The organism is Sphingobacterium sp. SGG-5 (assembly GCF_011043525.1).
Classification (GTDB): Bacteria; Bacteroidota; Bacteroidia; order Sphingobacteriales; family Sphingobacteriaceae; genus Sphingobacterium.
Genome location: NZ_JAAKGO010000004.1, coordinates 419,611 through 441,762, shown reverse-complemented (window position 1 = coordinate 441,762; position 22,152 = coordinate 419,611). Strand labels below are relative to the sequence as shown.

At 44.3% G+C, this 22,152-nt stretch carries 20 protein-coding genes; 10 read left to right on the top strand and 10 right to left on the bottom strand.

The annotated features are described in order from the left end of the window. Nucleotides 1-70: 70 nt before the first annotated feature. Entirely contained in the window at nt 71-445 is a 375-nt protein-coding gene (locus G5B30_RS08365) for a hypothetical protein (RefSeq protein ID WP_165319518.1), read from the bottom strand. 877 nt (nt 446-1,322) lie between these two features. On the opposite strand from G5B30_RS08365, the gene G5B30_RS08360 reads away from it, so the two are divergent. After that, on the top strand, nt 1,323-3,536 hold the full coding sequence (locus tag G5B30_RS08360) for an NADP-dependent isocitrate dehydrogenase (protein WP_165319517.1): 2,214 nt from the start codon (nt 1,323-1,325) through the stop codon (nt 3,534-3,536). Between the two features lie 91 nt (nt 3,537-3,627). On the opposite strand, the gene G5B30_RS08355 is transcribed toward G5B30_RS08360, so the two are convergent. Beyond that, complete coding sequence (locus G5B30_RS08355) at nt 3,628-4,437, bottom strand: universal stress protein (RefSeq protein WP_165319516.1); 810 nt, start codon at nt 4,435-4,437, stop codon at nt 3,628-3,630. A gap of 223 nt (nt 4,438-4,660) precedes the next feature. Between G5B30_RS08355 and G5B30_RS08350 the strand changes: the two genes are divergently transcribed. Together G5B30_RS08350 and G5B30_RS08345 are read left to right on the top strand one after the other, a co-directional pair. Beyond that, a complete protein-coding gene (locus G5B30_RS08350; RefSeq protein ID WP_165319515.1) occupies nt 4,661-5,272 on the top strand; it encodes an RNA polymerase sigma factor in 612 nt (203 codons plus the stop codon). A gap of 12 nt (nt 5,273-5,284) precedes the next feature. Further along, the gene (locus G5B30_RS08345; protein ID WP_165319514.1) at nt 5,285-6,607 is read left to right on the top strand and encodes a hypothetical protein; all 1,323 of its coding nucleotides are present in this window, start codon (nt 5,285-5,287) and stop codon (nt 6,605-6,607) included. Here the strand turns inward: G5B30_RS08345 and G5B30_RS08340 are convergent. After that, nucleotides 6,604-7,218: an HAD family hydrolase gene (locus G5B30_RS08340; RefSeq protein WP_240903141.1), complete on the bottom strand. Its 615-nt coding sequence runs from the start codon at nt 7,216-7,218 to the stop codon at nt 6,604-6,606. The two genes, G5B30_RS08345 and G5B30_RS08340, sit on opposite strands and share 4 nt — an antisense overlap. 25 nt (nt 7,219-7,243) lie before the next feature. Next, the gene (locus G5B30_RS08335) at nt 7,244-8,440 is read right to left on the bottom strand and encodes a proline dehydrogenase family protein (RefSeq protein ID WP_165319513.1); all 1,197 of its coding nucleotides are present in this window, start codon (nt 8,438-8,440) and stop codon (nt 7,244-7,246) included. Between the two features lie 99 nt (nt 8,441-8,539). Here G5B30_RS08335 and G5B30_RS08330 point away from each other — a divergent pair, with 99 nt between their 5' ends. Both G5B30_RS08330 and aroB read left to right on the top strand, forming a co-directional pair. Beyond that, nucleotides 8,540-8,746: an RNA-binding S4 domain-containing protein gene (locus tag G5B30_RS08330; RefSeq protein ID WP_165319578.1), complete on the top strand. Its 207-nt coding sequence runs from the start codon at nt 8,540-8,542 to the stop codon at nt 8,744-8,746. Nucleotides 8,747-8,782: 36 nt separating this feature from the next. After that, nucleotides 8,783-9,847, top strand: a complete 1,065-nt coding sequence (aroB, locus tag G5B30_RS08325) for a 3-dehydroquinate synthase (protein ID WP_165319577.1) — start codon at nt 8,783-8,785, stop codon at nt 9,845-9,847. A 34-nt stretch (nt 9,848-9,881) separates the two neighbouring features. On the opposite strand, the gene G5B30_RS08320 is transcribed toward aroB, so the two are convergent. Beyond that, on the bottom strand, nt 9,882-10,724 hold the full coding sequence (locus G5B30_RS08320; protein WP_165319512.1) for an ATP cone domain-containing protein: 843 nt from the start codon (nt 10,722-10,724) through the stop codon (nt 9,882-9,884). A gap of 134 nt (nt 10,725-10,858) precedes the next feature. Between G5B30_RS08320 and G5B30_RS08315 the strand changes: the two genes are divergently transcribed. From G5B30_RS08315 to G5B30_RS08305, 3 genes are all read left to right on the top strand, one after another. Beyond that, nucleotides 10,859-11,155, top strand: a complete 297-nt coding sequence (locus G5B30_RS08315; protein WP_165319511.1) for a DUF2892 domain-containing protein — start codon at nt 10,859-10,861, stop codon at nt 11,153-11,155. A gap of 318 nt (nt 11,156-11,473) precedes the next feature. Continuing rightward, nucleotides 11,474-12,172 carry a CDP-alcohol phosphatidyltransferase family protein gene (locus G5B30_RS08310; RefSeq protein WP_206367054.1) on the top strand — a complete coding sequence of 233 codons (699 nt, stop codon included), beginning with the start codon at nt 11,474-11,476 and terminating at the stop codon, nt 12,170-12,172. Between the two features lie 119 nt (nt 12,173-12,291). Further along, complete coding sequence (locus G5B30_RS08305) at nt 12,292-12,555, top strand: hypothetical protein (protein ID WP_206367053.1); 264 nt, start codon at nt 12,292-12,294, stop codon at nt 12,553-12,555. Nucleotides 12,556-12,572: 17 nt separating this feature from the next. Here the strand turns inward: G5B30_RS08305 and G5B30_RS08300 are convergent, their stop codons facing one another. Next, nucleotides 12,573-12,962, bottom strand: a complete 390-nt coding sequence (locus G5B30_RS08300) for a hypothetical protein (RefSeq protein WP_165319509.1) — start codon at nt 12,960-12,962, stop codon at nt 12,573-12,575. Nucleotides 12,963-13,949: 987 nt separating this feature from the next. On the opposite strand from G5B30_RS08300, the gene G5B30_RS08295 reads away from it, so the two are divergent. Then, nucleotides 13,950-16,214: an aconitate hydratase gene (locus G5B30_RS08295; protein WP_165319508.1), complete on the top strand. Its 2,265-nt coding sequence runs from the start codon at nt 13,950-13,952 to the stop codon at nt 16,212-16,214. 88 nt (nt 16,215-16,302) lie between these two features. Here the strand turns inward: G5B30_RS08295 and G5B30_RS08290 are convergent, their stop codons facing one another. Continuing rightward, entirely contained in the window at nt 16,303-16,710 is a 408-nt protein-coding gene (locus tag G5B30_RS08290) for a DUF5606 domain-containing protein (RefSeq protein ID WP_165319507.1), read from the bottom strand. A gap of 13 nt (nt 16,711-16,723) precedes the next feature. Continuing rightward, entirely contained in the window at nt 16,724-17,182 is a 459-nt protein-coding gene (locus tag G5B30_RS08285; protein ID WP_165319506.1) for a peptidylprolyl isomerase, read from the bottom strand. Nucleotides 17,183-17,323: 141 nt separating this feature from the next. Between G5B30_RS08285 and radC the strand changes: the two genes are divergently transcribed. Next, a complete protein-coding gene (radC, locus tag G5B30_RS08280) occupies nt 17,324-18,016 on the top strand; it encodes a RadC family protein (RefSeq protein WP_165319505.1) in 693 nt (230 codons plus the stop codon). An 11-nt stretch (nt 18,017-18,027) separates the two neighbouring features. Here the strand turns inward: radC and smc are convergent, their stop codons facing one another. Next, nucleotides 18,028-21,570 (bottom strand): chromosome segregation protein SMC, encoded by a 3,543-nt coding sequence (gene smc, locus G5B30_RS08275; protein WP_165319504.1) that lies wholly within the window; start codon nt 21,568-21,570, stop codon nt 18,028-18,030. Nucleotides 21,571-21,693: 123 nt separating this feature from the next. Continuing rightward, on the bottom strand, nt 21,694-22,119 hold the full coding sequence (locus G5B30_RS08270; RefSeq protein ID WP_240903140.1) for a nuclear transport factor 2 family protein: 426 nt from the start codon (nt 22,117-22,119) through the stop codon (nt 21,694-21,696). Nucleotides 22,120-22,152: the final 33 nt, after the last annotated feature.

The window sequence follows — 22,152 nt, the reverse complement described above, 5'->3', positions numbered from 1 at the left end:
CTGTCCGCATAATGCAGGAGAGCGGGATATTTTCCCGCTCTCTCAATACAACACGCCTAGGGTTACCCGTCTACTCTTCGCGCAGCGATAGCACTGTTTCGTTGGTATGGGGATTCGCTGCTGCGGCAGCGATCTGCTCACCTACGGTCTGGGAGGGTGAGGTACCCGGAACCGCGGCCGACATCTGCGGTTTCCCCAATGAGTCCGGAGCGGTTATCTGGCAGATGGTCTCTTCGAACGCTCCGCAGGGCTTGTCCTCAACAGGTTCGTCCGAGTAACTGTCCGGATCTTCGGGATTGCCCCCCTGGAAATACCAGGTGCCTTCAGCGGCCACCTTTTTTACGGCCTCGGGTCTGTTCTTGGCCTCGGCATACAGGAACACGCCTGCCGCCAAGGCGATCACGGCTATAAAAGCCACCATTTTATTAAAATTTATCTTTTTCATTTTCTGATTTTTAAAAAGTTATGTATTCTGTTTCGTTCAGGCCATAGCCTACGGCTTGTGCTCGATGGGCCATGGCCACTGTGCCTTGAAATGTGGGCCCACCAGTCCCGGCATAGTCGGGAGGGTATGGCCTCACCCGTGAATACCGCGAATTTGCGGCAGAACCATTTTTGAAACGACATGAAGACGATAATAGTCAAGAGAAAAGCTTTATGATGACCTACTGGATTGCTTCTCCGCCAATCGGCGAATGATTTGATATAGGATGGAATCCTTATAAAGCACGAAAGACACCGCCTTGGCAGGATACGAATGACGTAGCGGGTGATATATCTTTTTATGTTGTTCATAATGGGTTTATTTTACTATACAAAGCTAAAGCAGAATTCAATGGACATACTGATAAAATAGCTACTTGTCTACTGACTGTTTAGCTACCTCATTCCTTGTCTGTTCGCTGGATAAATGTCGAATACCATCGATCAAGGACGACATTCTACACAAAGCTACCACAGGTTATACATAGCGACCTGACAGTTTCCGATCTGCTGATCTAACAGTTTCCGATTTGCTGACCTGATAGTTTCTGCGCAAGGTGATCAAATCATATCCGTTAATTATGTTAAACTGTTTTTTCATAAAATGAGAATTAAAAATTCATACTCCAAAGGAAATAGGATTAGATGTTATTTGACGAAATTAGAGGCGTCTTTTTTCCCAATGTATGCAAATTCGTATCCCAACGTAGTACGGATTGTGGAAAACTTTAAGTTTTATTTTGATTTTCTTATCTTTATGCGGATTTTGAAAATAGGCTACTTTCATTGTCGACATTTGTTTTTTTACACGAAAAATTAAATATATTCAATAGTACACTATGTCATCTAAGATTATTTACACCAAAACAGATGAAGCGCCATTACTGGCAACCTATTCATTCTTACCTGTTGTTCAGGCATTCGCAAAAACTGCGGATATCGATGTGGAATTGAGGGATATCTCATTGGCAGGCCGTATTCTTGCGGTGCTGAATGACTATCTTCCTGCTGAACAAAAGACGAATGATGCCTTGGCCGAGCTTGGACAATTGGCGACAACACCGGATGCAAATATCATTAAGCTACCGAATATTTCTGCTTCTATTCCGCAGTTGAAAGCAGCAATCAGTGAGCTGCAAAAAGCGGGTTACCAAATCCCTAATTATCCGGATGCGCCTGCAAATGCGGAAGAGGAGAAGATCAAGGCGACATATGCCAAAGTATTGGGATCGGCAGTAAACCCGGTATTGCGGGAAGGAAACTCCGATCGTCGTGCGCCTAAGGCGGTGAAAAATTATGCTAAAGCCAATCCGCACCGTATGGGTGCCTGGTCAGCGGATAGCAAGACTGCTGTGACTTCTATGACAGCGGGTGATTTTTACGATACGGAGCAGTCGGTAACAGTAGAGAACGATACGCAATTTAAAATAGAATTCGTTGGTCAGGACGGAAAGGTAACCACGTTACGGGATCTGGCTAATTTAAAAGCAGGGGAGGTACTCGATTCTTCGGTGATGAGTATCGCTAAATTGAAGGCGTTCGTGGCCGAGGCTATTGCCGAAGCAAAGGCATCGGGTGTATTGTTGTCAGCGCACTTGAAGGCGACGATGATGAAGATCTCGGATCCGATCATCTTTGGAGCCATCGTGGAAGTGTATTTTAAAGATGTGTTTGCGAAATATGGCGAACTGTTTGCCGAACTGGGAATCAATAAAAATAACGGTCTTGGTGAGGTCTATGCAAAGATAGCCGGACATGCCCGTGAGGAAGAGGTGAAAGCGGCAATAGCGGCAACGATAGCTAATGGTCCGGACCTGGCGATGGTCAACTCGGATAAAGGGATTACTAACCTGCATGTGCCTTCGGATGTGATTGTGGATGCATCTATGCCGGCAATGATACGTATCGGTGGTAAGATGTGGGATAAGAACGGTGCGGAGCGAGATACGCTGGCGATCATTCCGGATCGCTCGTATGCGGGCGTGTATAGCGCTGTCGTCGCAGATTGTAAGGCAAACGGAGCTTTTGATCCCCGTACGATGGGCTCGGTGCCAAATGTCGGTCTAATGGCCCAGAAGGCAGAAGAATATGGATCGCACGACAAGACTTTCCAAGCGACGGCGGATGGTGTCATCCGCGCAGTGGACAACAATGGCCGTGTGTTCATGGAACAAAAGGTCGAAGCGGGCGATATTTTCCGCATGTGCCAGACGAAAGATGCACCTATTCAGGATTGGGTGAAACTGGCGGTCAACCGTGCGCGCCTATCCGATACACCGGCGGTATTCTGGCTGGATGAAAACCGGGCACATGACCGGGAGATTATCAAAAAAGTAAAGGCATATCTGCCGAACTATGATACAACGGGATTGGATATCCGTATCCTTTCGCCGATAGAGGCTACCAAGTTTTCGATCGAACGGATCCGCAAAGGGGAAGATACGATATCGGTCACCGGGAATGTACTGCGTGACTACTTAACGGATTTATTCCCGATATTGGAACTGGGTACCTCGGCAAAGATGTTGTCGATCGTTCCGTTGATGAATGGTGGTGGATTGTTTGAAACTGGTGCGGGAGGATCTGCACCCAAGCACGTCGAGCAGTTCCTGGAGGAGGGTTACCTGCGCTGGGATTCCTTGGGTGAGTTTTTGGCGTTGCAGGCTTCGTTGGAGCATTTGGCACAAACGCAACAGAATGATAAAGCGCAGGTATTGGCTGACGCATTGGATGAGGCAAATGCCCGTTTCTTGGCAAATGATAAATCGCCGGCACGTAAGGTCGGTCAGATCGATAACCGAGGATCGCATTTCTACTTGGCGCTGTACTGGGCAGAAGCTTTGGCAGCACAAACGAAAAATGCAGAATTGGCAGCCGTGTTCGCACCGTTAGCGAAGGCCTTAGCGGAGAATGAAGCGAAGATCAACGATGAGCTGATCGCTGCTCAGGGTAAGGCACAGCAGATCGGAGGGTATTACTTCCCGGACGGCAAGCTGGCCAGCGCGGCTATGCGGCCTTCTTCGACATGGAATGAAGCGCTTGCTTCGCTGTAAGCTAAATATAGCTATTAAAAAAAGCCCTCAACTTTTCTAAAGTTGAGGGCTTTTTTGCTATATAGGCGATCCCGTTAGCTGTTACGTACGGTTATTCTTCATGAAAAACGAGCACCGGTGTCGTGGTATGAAAGGCCAGTTTATGGCTTACACTCGAGCGGATAAGGCCCTCAAAGAAATTCCGGTTTCGCTTCACAACCGCCAATAAGTCGATTTGGTTTTCGGCGATGAATGCCTGTATTGTCTGCTCGACAGTGCCGGTCTTTTCCAGAAAAACAAAATTCAACGCTATATCATGAAAGGCCTTCCGCCATTCTTCACTATACTGCAGGATATCAGCGGGAGAGCTGCTGTCGTTCATAATATGGACGACATGGATTTTTGCCTGTACGTATGACGCCAACTGAATGATTTCCTGTAGGGCAGCTTTATCTTTTTCTCGGAACAGGGTGGTAAAGGCAACGCTTGTAATGGCGGTGAAAGAAGCCTCTTCGGGTACAACCAAAACAGGAACTTTTATATTATGTGCAATCTGAAAAGGATCGGCACCCATAACCACGAGGCGTACCTGCTCCCGTGCCACTACTTTTCGGAGTACATCGTGTAGCTTACCTTCTTCGAAGATGAAGGCAATATCGTCGTGCCGAAGCTGGTGATCCTCCGCAAGCTGGCGCAATGCGGGAACATGTTTCTTGAAGAAGTCGAATTTAGAAAGTGTTATTTGCTGATAGACATCTCCGAGTAGATCCGGTTGGCCGGCATGGGAAAAAGACAGAACCGGCGACTGGTAACAATGTAATACATACAAGGGTATATTCAGCTGATTGGCTATTTTCAAGCCATGCAAAAAAGCATTATGCGTGTTTTCCGAAAAATTTAACGGCACTAATATCGATTTCATCTGTTTGTTTTTTTATTAAACAATATCAGAAAAATAGATGGTAAAAACAAGACGATAAGTCAGATGTTAAAGTGATATATAGCACATTATTTGCCGGTCACTGTAGCACTTCTCCCGAAGTTGCGTTCTATTCGATATAGAATAAAAAAGTGCTATGAACGGCACCCCAGTATTAGCAGATAATTTACTATATTTAGATGAGCAAAAGTCTGAATATTCATATTTGAAGATTTTACCAAAATACCTGAAGCGTAGACCGTTGTCATTAAAGCAGGCATTGGACGAGTGTGTATTGTCAGGTAGTGAGCGCAGTTTGTCGTTTATTTATAAGAAATATTACGGGTATCTAATGGCTGTAGCTCTTCGGTATGTGAAGGAAGAAATGGAAGCCGAGGATGTGGTCAATGAGTCGTTCGTCAAGGTTTTTCGGAAGTTGTCGGAATTCAATTATGAAAGCGACGAAACGGTCATGGAGAAAACTTTTAAGGCTTGGATAGCGCGGATTGCCGTCAACACGTCGATAGATAAACTGCGGGCTCGGAAAGAGGTAGAGGCCTTAGACGATGTGTCGGCAAGCGATCTATCAGCACATGCGGTTATGGTATCCACGAGGCTGGAGGAACAGGACATTCTGAAGCTGTTGCATCAGTTGCCCGAAATACAGCGTTCGATATTCAACCTGTATGAGATTGAAGGTTATTCCCATCAGGAGATCAGTCAGATGCTGGATGTACCCGAAAGTACGTCGCGAACGTATCTAACGCGGGCCAAATCGAGATTAAGAAAACTTTATATGGATCAGTTTTGTGATTTACCGTCAATAAATCATTCTTAAAGAAGTAGTGGAATGAAAGATAAAGAATTAATAACGGTCATTGCCGAAAAGCTCAAAAACAGCAGTGGGCAGACGTATAGGGAGGGAGCCTGGGAGAAATTCAAGGCCGGAAATACTCCTGTACGCGCGACGACCGCTGCGATGCGAAAGATGTGGTATGCTGCCGCATCGGTCGTGTTTTTGATCGGATTAGGGGCTGTTTGGTTTACGTTGAAACAAGCAGGAGATCCGGCTGTTGACATCGTGCAGCAAGAGGCGGTGGTAAAGCCGATGGAGAGTCAGGCTCCCCGTACGATGAACGGTAGCGATCAAGCTCGCGTAAGTAGGGGAGAAAAAACGACTATAGACAAAATACAGTCTGTGGAAGCTGCCCAATCGGTACTGGCCTATCACCATCGTCCGCATCGAGAGAATTTGGCTTTATTGGTATCGGAAAACCATCTCCAGATGTCGGCAGAAGCGCATGCACCTAAAATGCTTCCTTTACCGGTGCCGAAATTGTCGGTGAATGACGTGACCCGAATGGAGAATGTAGCGCGCTTATCGCGTGATGCATTCGATAGCCATCTGGCATCGGGCACTGCCCTAGCTGGCACTACATTAGCCATGAAAGAGGTGGATCCACAGCCACAGAACAAGCTGGTGCTCTTGAGTAAACGTTTGGAACTGGGACTATTCGTATCGCCTTACGCAACAGAACAAAAGATGAATGTCGGCGGCGGCTTTCTGCTGGGTTTTAAACTGTCCAATCGTCTTACGGTACGCACAGGAGCTTCATACAATACCTATGAAGTCAACACGTTAAAAAATCCGTTAGAAGAAAATAGTACCGAGATGGCTGTGGCCGAGACACCGGCAGCGACGGAATCGATGCGTTTTACTGCGGCGAGTCCACAGAAGGTTGTTATTCCGAATATCAATGCGGTGAAAGGTTTTGTACGATCGGTTGATATTCCGTTGGAACTGAAGTTCCGCGCCACACGCTCATTTTATGCCGTTGCTGGTATGTCCTATTCCTCTATTCTGGATCAGGAACGGAATGCCTATTATATTGAGAATATTAACCAGGAAACGTTTGCCAAGGGGTATCCGGAGACGCAGGAGCAAGTCACCAATGCGGTTAAGCCAGTCACAAGATCGGTCGAATCAACCGAGAAAAATGTCAATACAAACAGCTTTGCTGGATTTGTCAACTTCGCTATCGGCAGAGAGATAAAGCTAAACAAAAATATAGGCGTGTCCGTAGAGCCCTATTTAAAAGTACCCGTAGGCGGATACCGTCGTGCAGATATGGACTATACCAATGGTGGAATTCGGATAATGACCACCTTTTAAAGCTGATCGATGCGCACCCAGCCCATACCGGCGCTTATAGCACCCTGAACACCGGGATCGCCGTCTTCAAACACGATGCAATCTTGGGGAGGGACATCCAACAGTTCGGCACACAATAAAAAAGGAGCAGGGGAAGGTTTTCCTTCGGGGGTATCGCCTGCACATACCAACACCTCATATTTATCGTGCACGTCGATGACCTGTAAGGTAATCTGTAATGTTGACCGGCTGCCACCCGAGACAATTCCTATTTTTTTCTTACCGACATTTTCCAGCAACAGCTCCCTTACAAAAGATATAGGTTGGGTATGCTGTATATGCTGTTCGATAAATATGGCCGATTTACGGGAAGCAAATTCAAGAGCATCCAATGGGGTGTGGTATCTTTTGGAGATTTCTTCGGCCACGGCTACCGTAGGCCATCCGGCCGTCTCATCAATCAGGTTGGCATCCAGATCGATGCCATATTCCTTTGCAGTAGCGACATAGGCGGCTTTATGCGCATGCATATTATCGGCCAAGGTGCCATCTACGTCAAACAAGAGCGCTTTATACGGTTTTACGATTTCTCTTAATTTAGCTAATTTATTTCTCTCACGGTCTGTCATCATGGCCGCAAAGATAGCATTACTTTGCCTACTTTGTCAAAGATGCCCGCCTTTTCTTCTCCTTCAGGATCAGGCTCAGTTCGCGCCCTGTCTGTCCGGCAGCAGAGGTGTTTTCCTGTGCCCGCCGAAAGAGGTAAGGCATGACGGCTTTGACCGGGCCATAGGGCATATACTTCGCCACATTGTATCCGGCCGTACTCAAATTGAAAGAAAGATTGTCCGACATGCCAAAAAGCTGGGCAAAGAACACATGCGGATGATCGCGCGCTATCTTTCGTTTACTCATTTCCTCCGCGAGCAACATACAGCTGTCGTCATTATGGGTGCCCGCCATAAAACCAATACGATCGATGTGGTCCAGACAATAGATTAAAGCCCGGTTATAATCGGTGTCACTGGCAGCTTTGGTGGGTTGTATGGGGGACGAATAACCTTTCTCCGCCGCTCGTTCCCGTTCGATTTCCATATAGGCGCCACGAACAATTTTAGCTCCCAGATAGAAACCCTGCACCTGCGCATAGGCCAGGTCCGCCTGTAGCGAGGCAAATTTGTCATGCCGGTACAACTGATAGGTGTTATAGATAAGAGGTTGCTCCTTATTGTATTTCTCCATCATCTGCCGGGCAATATCATCGATGGTATCCTGTATCCAGGAATGTTCGGCATCAATCAACACCTTCACGTTAGCATCGTAACCGGCTTTACAGATCCGATCGACGCGATCGATCACTCGTTGAAATTCTGCTTCTTCTGCCGAAGTAAAAGGCACGCCGGCATCCCTTTTGGTCAGGAGATCCATGCGTCCAAGACCGGTCGGTTTAAATACACAGAAAGAAAGGAGCGGGTTGATCCGGGCATAGGATACGGTGGATAATATCTCCTGACAGCAAGCGTCAAAACTGGCTTCCGAGTCCTCGCCTTCTACGGAATAATCGAGTATGGTTGTCACATTCTGCTTGCCTAAGCGTTCAATGGCAGCGGCACATTCCGGGATGGTCTCACCACCACAGAAATGTTTATAGATGGTCTTTTTTATTAGGCCTTGTATGGGTAAATCCAATTTCAGCGCCAGGTTGGTCAATGTCGTCCCGACTTGAATCAGCTTCGGGTTAGCAATAAGCTTGAATAGCCAACGTGCACGCTCCAGATCTTTATCCGACTGATAGCGGAAAGCAATCTCGGTATTATCAAAATTTAAAGGTCTTTTATTCTCCTGCGGTGACATTTTTTCGAACTTTCTCTACAAAATTACACAAATTATGAGGTACCTTTGGAGATCGATTTTGTTCATTAATAGACAGATTTTGTGAAATTAGCAGCGGATATGCAGACATTTGTATTGGAAGGTGAATTTATTCCTATGATTCAGTTATTAAAAGCTATGAATTGGGTGGAACATGGGGCGATGGCACAACATGTAGTCACAGAAGGTTTGGTCAAATATAATGGTGTGGTCGATTACCGGAAGCGACTAAAAGTAAGGCGAGGGGATATCGTGGAATTGGAGGATATGAAGGTTCAAGTGCTATAATTTTTCCTATCTTTACGGCTGATTTTGACAGACATGATGCAAGCAATAGAGAGTCTCGGCTACCAGGTATATTTTGAAGAAGATTTGACATCCCTATCGGGCTTAATCCGTGCAAAGGGTTATTCGCAGGTGCTAATTTTGGTGGATAGGAATACAAACGACCACTGTCTGCCGGTCTTACAGTCACTGCTGCCGGATCTGGTCGATTACGATATTATCGAGGTCGATCCGGGCGAGGAGAATAAAAACATTGATTACTGTATAGGTGTGTGGAAGACCATGCTGGATTTTGGTGTGGAACGCAAGGCACTGATGATTAACCTTGGCGGCGGCGTAGTGACGGATTTAGGCGGGTTTGCGGCCTCTACATTCAAGAGAGGAATCGATTTTATCCAGGTCCCGACGACGCTGCTTTCACAGGTAGACGCTTCGGTAGGTGGGAAGACGGGTATCGATTTGGATAATGTTAAAAATATTATCGGCACCTTTGCACAGCCTCAGGCGGTCTTTATCAGTAGTCGTTTTTTGGAGACCTTGGATGAAAGGCAACTGCGTTCGGGCTTCGCGGAAGTAATCAAACATGGCTTGATCCAGGACCGTGCCCTATATGAAGCGTGTAAAACCTTGTCGTACACAGCCGTACCGACTTCCATTATCTATCGTTCGGTACAGATCAAGAATCAGGTTATCAAAGAAGATCCTACGGAAAAGGGATTTCGTAAGATATTGAACTTTGGACATACTATCGGTCATGCCATTGAAGGCTATTCCCTGTATCACGATAAGCAGCCTCTATTGCATGGGGAAGCTATTGCCATCGGTATGATTTGCGAAGCCTATCTGTCGCATCGCTATTGCGATCTATCCGAGGCGGAATTGCAAGACATTACCGATTATTTTTCGTCGCTTTATCCGCGGTATACATATTCGGCAGCGCTGTATGATGAGTTTATGCAGTTGATGAAAAACGACAAAAAGAATGAAGCCAATAATATTGGCTTTGCCTTATTGAAGAGCATCGGTGATTGTCAATATAGTATTTTCGTCGATGAAAATGGTATAAAAGAGGCCCTGGATTACTATTTGGGCCTTCAAGAGTAAAGATGTCACCACATATCACTGTTGGTATATATGATTAGGCATGCTCCAATGGGCTGTCGATCAGCTCTTGTGCCTCCAGTAGTATTTTCCGTCTCTTCGGATCGCTGATAGGGAGATCCTGTAGGAATTTGGGAAACCGTACGATATCTTTTACCAGAATGCATTGCTGCTTGAGCAGTTGGGCTTTTTCAGAGGTGCTGAGTGACGTCAGACAGGTAATCGGATATTCACCATTATCATCTACCCGCAGCTTCAAGCTGTTTTCTTTCGGATAATCCCAGGACAGTAGGTTCATCTTATGATACTCCCCGAATTTGATGGAGTCGGACGTAAAATAGGCGTTGGTCACTAACCATCCTGCTGTTATCTTCCTCGTTTTATGGAAGAATGTGTAGGTTATATCCGAAATATCTTTCACCCGTGACATAAAATACATAGGGGTGGTGACCGATATTTTGGCATCAATATCATTTCTGAATTTGCATTCAATGGCCAGTAGTTCTTTTTCATTCATGGCGACCACATCGATTTCATGCGTCACCGCATGGCCCTGTATCGTCTGTCCGGTAATGGCTTCGTAACCGTTGGTCTGAAATAATTTCGCCACCCAGCGTTCGAAATAAAATCCCTCAGGTCCTAAATCCCGTAAAGCTTTCTTGAGGCTGTAGCGGGCGGCGTATACATTCCGGTGTTCTTTGAGGAGCCTAAAAGCCAGTTCGTAGAGCTCCCGGGTACTGATACCGTTGTAGAGTTTGTGCTGTATCTGTGTAAAAACCGTATTAACTTCTTTTGCATTAGCCCCCGAGCGGGATAAGGAATGCCTTAAACTGTCGGGATTGAAAGGTACGAGCTCTCCGGAATACTTTTTTACCTGCATATCTTTAGCAATGAATAATTTTTTGTGAATTTATCATTTATTGTAATTTAATCAAAGCATATGGGGCAAAAAACAGGGTATATAAAAACATCCGGTAGCGTTCTTTGTTATTATTCTATAAAAGAACAGTCATTATGAATACTATAGGCAATACACTACTAAACCGCATAAAATCGAAAATGGAGCAGGATCGCATGGATATGAATATTGGCGTCTCTGAACGGGCACTGTCGGTATTCTCAGGTGGCCTGATGGTCGGCATGAGTCTGAAGAGTCTTTTTAAACATCCGATTAAATCTTGTTTTGGTCTCGCGATAGGCGGTGTATTGGTCTACCGCGGCGTCACCGGCCACAGTGACATGAAGAAAGTCGTCGATAAGATGACAGAAGACGAGGTAACGGTGATTGAGCACCGGTATTTTGTGCGGTAATAGGGTGCCCACTAAAGGAAAGATAGCGAAATAAGATATTTCGAGGGAAAGTATGTTTGCTTATGTAGGGATATTTTGGCTATTTAAAGAAAATACCATAATTTTAGGATGAAAATGAAATATAACAATCAATAGGATTAGGTCTGATGGTGTTATTTTTGGACTTTCCTATCTGGGCACCGTAGAGCCACCTAGTGCGTGTGGGGCACGAGTTCCTGCAACATTATGATCTAAGTATAGAAGATTTGAAGTGTTTGGATTTTTAGTTATACTATCCATCAACCGAAGCAGTGCGCAATATGAAGATGTATCCGGTTTATGGGAATTGACTTAGTGATGGGATGTGCGCAGGTTCTCCGAATATATGGGGAGAACAGTTCTTTTGAAGGAAAAAATATACAGAATCAAATGGATATGAAAAAATATATTCCGATAGCTTTGATAATTTTCAGATTGATTCTTGCTCCAATAATATTGAGCCTTGTATATTTTTACGGTAAAGAAAGTCGGATCATCGTTATCGTCTTAATGTATCTGGGTTTATTCTCAGATATATTTGACGGAATAATAGCAAGAGAACTGAACGTATCTTCCCAGCGGCTCAGGAGATTCGACAGTCAAACGGATATGGTATTCTGGGTGTCAATAGGAATAAGCACATGGTTGCTTTATCCTACATTGATCGTTGATAACAGAATTCCAATTCTATCAATTTTTATATTAGAAGGGATGTGTTATTTGATAAGCATTGTAAAATTCGGTAAGGAAACCTGTACACACGCCTTCTTATCGAAATTGTGGGGAATAACATTAGTGATTGCTTTCACTTCGTTGATAGGATTCAATTACGCAGGACTTCCATTTTTTCTGGCAGTTGTTTTTGGAATTATTTCGCACATCGATAGAATTTTGATTACACTAATATTGCCCAAATGGACACATGATATTCCAAGTTTTTATCATGCTTATCTAATCAGAAAAGGAGTTGAATTTAAGAAAAATAAATTGTTAAATTGAGTGCCTGTTGACTTTTTTTAGATGTACTAATTATAAAACCATGAATAAATCAATTCTTTTCCTTATTTTATTTTTAGCCTCACAACTGGATACAGCGTACCTGTTCGCCAGAGATGAAAATGCGGGTATGGGGAGGAGGAATACCTTCTGTCAATGCTCATCAGAAATCAGCTTCTGCCTCTTCCTTTGTTTATCTGGTCGGAGCAGATTTCCGGTATTTCTTCAACCGTACGCTTGGATTAGTATTCTCTGCTGACTTTAACAGCTCTGCACCCCAATTTGATAATGTCACAGGTTCGATAGCAGGCACAATGTTCGATGAGGAAAGTGAACAAGTGATATCGACGGTAGATATTGGATTGGGGCTGGTTTTTGCTTTTTAACACGACGTTTTCCTATATTAATACACAAATCTGCGTATCACATCACTATAGGTTACCGTCGGATCCGCCCCCAGGTAGGCCACCCGAAACTCATAATCCTGCCGCCGGTCCAAATTAGCCAGAATACATTTTGACCCGCTGGACAACACTATCTGCCACGGTGCATCCGACTCCAGCTTCCGGTATTCAAAGCGATAGAAACGTGCCAGCCGCCATGCCTTTACACGCAGGTGCACCTGACATCCCCCGGTTTCGGTAAGCATAACCCTAAAGTTCTTGGGAAACGGAGGCACCATCGATGGATCACGTTCCTTTGTCGGAATAAAGCCTCCAGCCAGGATAATTGCCCGGTCACCTTTGGCTATCTTATCCACATACAGCGCAAGATCATAAAGCATCCGCTTCATCTTGGTATGCCGCTGCTTTCGCAGCTCGACCTGTCGGGTATCTCGGAATGCCGCGTCTGCAACTGTCTTCCGATAAAGGACGAGCGCTGCTTCCAGATCAGTTAATGTCGGATCCGGGAATGGGAAAAGCGTCGTCGTTGCTCAAAACGGGAAAAAGGTGGAGAATCACGCCAGAATTTTAGCTTAGGAAGAATAATTCTGGCGTGATTTGACTCCTCCTATACGGACTTTTAACAAAAAAGGGCGATTGGGGGCTTTTCCATGTAGTTTTACAAAATTCCTACACAGAAAAAATAAATTCCTACACAAGAAATGAAGAATCGTGCATACGAAATTGAAAACTACACACGAAGCTGATGAAATGTTACACGGAAGAAAGGTGGGGTCATTGCAGTTTGATATAGGATAATTCAGATGTTAAACAGGATAATATAAGACCGCGCTGATAAATTTAAAACGCGATATGGGATTTTTGAAGATGTACACGAGATGTGTTTTTTAATGCAGACACGACTGAATAGGAAGGAGTGGCGTATTTATGCTTACCAAACAAATACACACTCTTTTTATACACCAAATATAATTTTGTTGTATATTTTAAATCACTATATTTCAATATATTATATTTATATATGTATATATTTCATTTAAATACCAGAGAGATAATACAATCACTGCGATGTGACACACAGAATAAAATTTTGCATTCTCTTATTTTAAATTATATACAAGTGATAATCAGTATATTATATGTATAATTATAAAGTGATATTGATATAAAGTTAAGCTTTGGTGTGTCTTGAATGGTGATCAATCTCACAACGTAATTCATGATGAGATTTCGAAGGATCGTTCTACGGAAATGAATGCTCGACCCCTTAGTTTAGAACTGTTCCAAATTATTTTAAGATATTGTTTGTTTTACGATATACGCCTATATTTTTGTATTTTTGTGCTTTCAAATAAAACAATAAACACTTTATATAAATGGCTTTTGATATAGACATGATCAAGAAGGTTTATTCCCAATATGAGGAGCGTATTGCTGCTGCTCGTAAAGTGGTTAATAAACCGTTGACACTCGCAGAAAAAATTTTATATACCCACTTGTGGGACGGTAATGCTACGGAGTCTTACGAGCGTGGTGAGTCTTATGTAGACTTCGCTCCGGACCGTGTCGCGATGCAGGATGCTACGGCGCAGATGGCGCTCCTTCAGTTTATGCAAGCAGGTCGTCCGAAGGTGGCTGTACCTTCTACAGTACATTGTGATCACTTGATCCAGGCACGTGATGGTGCAGAACAGGATTTGTCGCGTGCCAAGCAAGAAAGCTCTGAAGTATTTAATTTTTTGAGTTCGGTCTCTAATAAATATGGTATTGGCTTCTGGAAACCGGGTGCTGGTATTATTCACCAGGTGGTATTGGAAAACTATGCCTTCCCGGGCGGTATGATGATCGGTACCGACTCCCATACGGTGAATGCCGGTGGATTGGGTATGGTGGCTATTGGTGTCGGCGGTGCAGACGCTTGTGATGTGATGGCGGGTCTTCCTTGGGAACTGAAATTTCCAAAACTTATCGGTGTTAAATTGACAGGTAAGTTATCCGGTTGGGCAGCTCCGAAAGATGTGATCTTAAAAGTTGCAGGTATACTTACCGTAAAGGGTGGTACAGGCGCGATCGTTGAATATTTCGGTGAGGGTGCGGAAGCTTTGTCCTGTACGGGTAAAGGAACCATCTGTAACATGGGAGCGGAAATCGGTGCAACGACATCTACCTTTGGGTATGATGAGTCGATGGAACGCTATCTACGGGCTACCGGCCGTGCCGATGTTGCTGAGGCAGCAAATGCGATCAAAGCACACCTTACGGCGGATGCCGAAGTATATGCTAATCCAGAGCAGTATTTTGATCAACTTATTGAAATCAATTTGTCCGAGTTGGAGCCTTCTTTGAATGGTCCTTTTACACCGGATTTATATACGCCGATATCACGCATGCGTGAAGAGGCGGAAAAGAATGGCTGGCCGACTCAAGTGGAGTGGGGGCTTATCGGTTCGTGTACAAACTCTTCGTACGAAGACTTATCCCGTGCGGCATCTATTGCTCGCCAAGCGGTAGAAAAAGGATTGGTCACAAAAGCGGAGTTTGGTATTAATCCGGGTTCTGAGCAAGTGCGTTATACGGCAGACCGTGATGGTTTGTTAAAGACTTTTGAAGACCTGAATGCAACGATATTCACCAACGCTTGTGGACCATGTATTGGTATGTGGGATCGTGCAGGAGCGGATATGCAGGAGAAGAATACGATTGTCCACTCGTTCAACCGGAACTTTGCGAAACGTGCGGATGGTAATCCAAATACCTATGCTTTCGTGACTTCGCCGGAAATGGTAGCGGCTATTGCGATCTCTGGACATTTGGGCTTTAACCCGCTAACGGATACGTTGACGAATAGAAATGGTGAGCAGGTAAAATTAGATCCACCTACTGGCGATGAATTGCCAAGCAAAGGATTTGATGTGGAGGATCCGGGCTATCAGGCTCCGGCTGCCGATGGATCATCTGTTGTGGTGGAAGTGTCACCATCTTCGGATCGTCTTCAGTTGTTGGCGCCGTTTGCTCCATGGGAGGGTACGGATCTGAAGGGCTTGAAATTATTGATTAAGGCAAAGGGTAAGTGTACAACCGACCATATTTCTATGGCGGGTCCATGGTTGAAATACCGTGGTCACCTGGACAATATATCGAACAATCTGCTGATCGGAGCTGTCAACTTCTTTAATGATAAGACGGATCACGTGAAAAATCAGTTGACAGGCGAGTATGGTGCTGTTCCGGCAACGCAACGGGCTTATAAGGCTGTGGGTATCGGTTCGATCGTCGTCGGCGATGAAAACTACGGTGAGGGTTCGTCACGTGAACATGCGGCGATGGAACCGCGTCATTTGGGCGTACGTGCGGTATTGGTGAAATCTTTTGCCCGTATCCACGAAACAAACCTGAAGAAGCAAGGTATGCTGGGCCTAACGTTTGCGAACAAGGATGACTACGATAAGATCCTCGAAGATGATATCATTGATATCATTGGCTTGACAAATTTTGCGCCGAATACACCATTAACGATAGTTCTTCACCACAGTAACGGTACACAGGATCAGATCATTGTTAATCATACCTACAATGCACAACAGATCGAGTGGTTCAAAGCCGGAGGTGCATTGAATATTATTCGTAATCAAATTTCGTAACCAAATAGGTTTTTTTCATAAAAATGAAAGGTATCTGAATTTTCAGATACCTTTTTTATTGTGCCGCTATAGGACGCTCTGCGAAGGATTAGTTATTTAATGGTTCTGGCGCTTCCTCTTCAAATAAAGGAAGTTCTTTAATGATGGTATACCATGAAACAATTTTCTTGATGTCCGAGGTATAGACTCTTTCTTCGTCATGACCCGGAGCCACTTCCCGAAAGAATGTCCGAAGTGTATTCCCCTCGGATTTTGGATCAGGTGTATTCCCACCATTGTCTTTTATATTCCGAAATATATCGATTAAACGGATTTCTTCTTCCAGACCATAGATCGTGATGTCTTCCAGCGTAGCCATTTTTGTGGTATTTAGGTTGACAACAGATTTTATTTTGGCGTCATCTAACGTTTCTAAAACAAAACCTCCTTTATTCTGGCCGATTAATTTAAATAATCCCGGTTTTCCGGTCACCGATACTAATGCTCTTAAATTCATATGATTTCTTTGGTTAGTCTTCTATAACTTCGATAGCTAAAATTCGATCGCCTTGACGGATGTCATCCACTATATCCACATTTTCGGTTACTTTACCAAAACAGGTATGATTGCGGTCGAGATGCGCTGTATTATTACGGCTATGACAGATGAAAAACTGGGAACCACCTGTATTACGACCAGCATGTGCCATCGATAATACACCTCTATCGTGGTATTGGTTCTCACCGGTCAGCTCACAATCTATTTTGTAGCCGGGGCCACCCGTACCGGGTACACCCGCTGCACCTTCCCGTGAGTTCGGACATCCACCCTGAATAACGAAGTCAGGAATAACGCGGTGAAAGGTCAGACCATCATAAAAACCGGATTTAGCTAATTTAATAAAGTTTGCTACAGTGTTAGGGGCGTCCTGTGTATAGAATTCAACAGTCATGTCGCCTTTTTCTGTCTTAATTATTGCTTTACTCATCTTCTAAAGAAACTTATGTGAAGAGCAAAGATACATTTTTTTGCTAAAAATTGAACGTATCAATCACTTTACATAAGTTAATTGATATTAACCTTTGATTTATTTTGTATATTTAAACATATTTATTTTTAATCAAATCGTATGGGTATACACAAATTAGTCATTCCACAATGGGCAGAGGCGGACAGACCGCGTGAAAAGCTGATGGAACAGGGTAGAAGAGCACTTACCGATGCGGAGCTATTGGCTATTCTGATCGGATCGGGGTCTCGGCAAGAAACTTCGGTGGCCTTATGTAGGCGCATACTCAAGGACCAGGGTAATGATCTCCACAAAATATCGCAAATGGACATCAAGGAACTTGCTGTCTACAAGGGAATAGGGCAGGCAAAGGCTATTGCGATTGTGGCAGCACTGGAACTGGGCAGAAGACGGAGAGAAGGGGAAGTCGTGGAAAAGCCGGTTCTTAATAGTAGTAAGCGGGTGTATGAATACTTTAAGGCACAGATGATGGATCTGCCGCATGAGGAGTTTTGGGTACTTTACATGAATACGGCCTGTCGGGTGCTCGATAGCCAGCTTATCGGGAGAGGTGGGAATGATTTCACGCCAGTGGATGTACGTATTATTTTACGCTATGCATTAAGCAGCAAAGCGCATGCTATGATTTTGATCCACAACCATCCCTCAGGGACGCGCTCACCCAGTCAGGCGGATAAACTCTTGACGAAGAAGATAAGCGATGCGGCTCATATCATGGATATCCGGGTTAACGACCACCTTATATTCACCGACAGTGGGTATTTTAGTTTTCGGGACGAAGACCTCTTGTAGGTCTTCGTTTATCAGGCGACATCTCGAAGATCGACAGGCACTACACGTGAGATACCCTGCTCAACCATCGTCACGCCGTATACAATATCTGTGCTTGCAATCGTACGCTTGTTGTGCGACACCACAATGAACTGAGATTGTCCCGAGAACTCCCGGATAATGTTGTTGAACTTGTCAATATTGGTGTCGTCCAAAGGTGCATCGACCTCGTCGAAGATACAGAATGGGGCGGGCTTCAATAAATACAACGAAAACAACAAGGCTGTCGAAGTGAGGGTTTTTTCACCCCCTGAAAGTTGATTGATAGAGAGCGGCCGCTTACCTTTCGGCCGGGCCACGATCTCAATATCCGAATCCAATGGATTGTCGGGATTGCTTAGAATAAGATCGCAACTGTCTTCGGCGTTGAATAACGACCGAAATACCTTGACGAAGTTTTCCCTGACGGCAGTAAATGCGGCCATGAACTTCTCATTGGCACTATCGTCGATCTCCTGGATCGTTGTCAACAGCGTAGTCTTGGCTTCTATCAGGTCATTTTTCTCCTTGGCAATGAAGTTGTAACGTTCGGTAATCTCATCGTACGCCTCCTTCGCCATGGGATTGATGGTACCGAAGTCGTCGAGCTGCTTTTTCAGCTGTATATACCGTGCTTCAAGTGCTTCTTCGCTTTGTTCGATTTCGGGCATTTCATCTGTTAGCAGATCTTTGATATCGATGTTAAACTCCACCGAAAGCCGTTCCTTCAGGCTATTCAGATCGAGCTGCAAGGTGGTCTTTTTGTCTTTAATATCGTTGGTCAGCAGGTCCAGCTGATCTTTTGATTTACGGAGGGTAGTAACTTCCTCCTCCAGATCGTTTAGGACTTTGCGGGAAGCATAAAAACTTTCTTCCATCTCCTGCAAAGCTGTTTCGAGTAATTCTTTTTGTTCGTAGAGCTTTTTTAGATCCTCATCGTCGCTATCGGTCATGGTAGAAGCTCCTTTCATATCGCTTTTTACCTTTTCGATATCTGCGGTGTTTTTGGTGATGCGGATTTCGAGTGCTTCTTTTTGGCTTTCCCGGTATTCCAGATCTTTTTGAATGCCCGAGACTTTATTTTGCTGCTGATGCAGGCGAATATTCTCTTGATTGAAAGTGTTTGTTTTTTCGCTCAGCACCTCATTCAGGTCTTGAAAAGACAATTGCAGGTCGTGTCCTAGCTTTTGACATTCTTCGCTCTCCGCTTTCAGGATCTTTAGGCCAGGCTCTGCTAGAAGCAGTTCTGCATCAATCGTCTGCAGCTTTTGTTCGATATCCTGTTTTCTATGCTGACTGGAGGAGATAAAAGCCTGATACTGCTCTTGTTTGGTTTTTACGGATGTCCATTCATTCTGTATGCGGTTCAATTGCATACGGAGTTCATCAATAACCTCTCGTTTTGATTGGGATTTTAGGGAGCTTAAAAGTTGCGTTTGGTCACTTTCCGTTTGCTGCAGGTCGGTAATGCGCTGATTGATGGCTTTGATTTCCTTGGCTAAGTTTTCCAGATTTTTGGCACGTCCGATACGTTTTCCTTCAAAAAGTCCTACAGAACCTCCGCTCAATCCCAGCTTATGCTTGGCGAACTTACCTTCCCGATGCAATACCACCATATTGTCTTGGGGCAGGTCGATTGTTATAGCCTGCGAATCGTTGGAATCCAACAAATACACGTTTCTTAACAGCTCTAGACAGAGATTTTTATATTTATCCTCCACCTGAATGACTTGCATAGCCGGGATGAGGTTGTCTTGTACAAGATTTACTTCTTTATCGTCGGATTTGTTTACCTGCTCCAATACAAAGAAGTTGGCACGTCCTCTTGAAGCATCACTTAACAGATTGATCGCTTGTATCGCATCCTGCTGGGTGTCCACCACATAGTGGTTCATGATGGCCTCCAGGTAGTTTTCGATAGCAACCCGATACTCTTCCTTACAAAAGAGGATATCTGAGAATAGTGGATATGATTTTTGCCAACCTGCGTTCTTCCGTAAAAATTTGATCGATTCGGGAAAGCCCTCCAGATTATCTACAAGTGATTTGGTGAGGTTATATTCATTTTGCTTCGCATCGACAAGCCGCAATTCCTTATTGAGATTTTGTTGAACCTGACTTAAACGGCTTTCGGCAGCTCCTATCCGGCTATTTAATTCATTTTCTGCGGAAACAGCTTCCTGGTAAATAGCTTCTTGATTGTTGAGCTGTTCCTGTAGTTCTTCTACAATACCGTTGAATTGTGTCAACTCTTCGACCTTGGAAGACGTATCGTGAATGTTCCGTTGGGATTCGTTCTCTAATGCTTCTTTTTGGATATGAAGGACAGCGATATCTTTTTCAGCTTTGTAAATCTTACTTTGAATGGCACTGCTATCCTGATTGGCCTTATCGACGCTATCTTTGGCCTGCTGCTGCTGTGCACGTAAAGTTTCTACTTCGGTTTTGTATTTCTCAATATCTGATTGGTATATAGCAAGTTTAGCCTGTTCTTCATAAAGATCCTCATGAAGTCGCTTTGAGGTGGATTCGACATGAATCAATTGTTGGCTATCCAGATTCAGTTCGGCGGTGATCCGTGTCTCGCGTTCTTGCAGATGATGCAGACGTTCATTTTTAATTTTCTTCTCTGATTCGTAAGCCCGCACCTTATTGCTGTATTCGTGGGTAGCTTTTTGTTGAGCGCCTAAGTTTTTTTCTTTGACCAGAATATCTTCCCGACCCTCGCGTAGCCGTTGTTCTTTATCATCGATCTGGCGTAACGTTTCAGCCATCTTTTTCTGCAGATCCTTTTCTTTCTCGCCAAGCGACTGTAGATCCTGACTGAAATTGTTGATCCGGTAATAAGCTAACCCCACGTTGACCTTTTTGTATTCTTCTTTGAGTAAAAAATACTTATCGGCCTTCTTGGCCTGTCCTTCTAATGTTTTCAGGTTTTTTGTGATCTCATAAAGCAGGTCATCGACACGTTCCAGATCGCTTTCTGTATCTTTCAGCTTACTTAAAGTCTGCTTTTTCCGAACTTTATATTTGGAGATGCCGGAGGCTTCTTCGAACAGGTTCCGTCTGGAATTGTCCTTATTCGCAATGATTTCATCGATCATCTTGAGTTCGATGATGGAGTAACTATCGGTTCCGATACCGGTATCCAAGAAGAGGTCTGTAATATCTTTTAGTCGACATTTGACGTCATTCAGACGATATTCGCTGTCACCATTCCGATAGAGTTTGCGGGTGATCGTAATCGTGGTAAACTCGGTGGGAAGGATATCTTTGTTGTTATTGAAAGTGAGTGAAACTTCCGCTAAGTTTGCCGGCTTGCGGGTTTTTGTTCCATTGAAAATAATATTTTCCATTTTTTCGGAACGTAACATCTTCGTGCTCTGCTCGCCCAGTACCCAACGAATGGCATCAACTACATTTGACTTCCCACAGCCATTTGGGCCAACAATTGCCGTAACCCCCTCATTAAAGTTTATTGTGATTTTCTCACCAAAACTCTTAAACCCTTTGATTTCAAGTTTAGTTAGCTCCATGCAGATATTCGTATTCTATGCGTACGAAAATACGTATAATAATAAAGAATGGAAATCTGGGTTTTGCACATTTAAGGAGATTTCCACATCATAAATCACGGCCGATAATCGACGCGGGCTGATTTAGGGTAGCTTAAATGCCTGTCTGGCCAAGAGCTTCCAGCTGCCATCCGCTTTCGTCCATACCAATACGATCCCTATTTTGAGTGCCGCAGGCCCTTTGCCCGGATCATTTGTCCTGCCCGTCAGTGTATGTCGCACGATCGCCGTGTTATGATCGATATCAATGCTTTGATTCTCTATTTGTAGTTGTTCAAAAACCGAAGCTCCGGAAGCGATAGTTTCGACAAACTCCTTTTTATTTTCCACTTTTCCACTGGAGTGTCCGTAAGAAAGTTTATCCGAAGCCAGATCGCTCAAGGCATTTCTATTTGCCGTAAGCATAGCATTTGTTAGCTTATCCACAGCCTTCTCAACGGAAATTTGTTCCGTATGTTGTGCTTTTGTTTCCTGGTTTCCAAAGGCGATAGCCAATATAATCATACTCATTACTACTTTTTTTGTGCTCATAATATATGGATT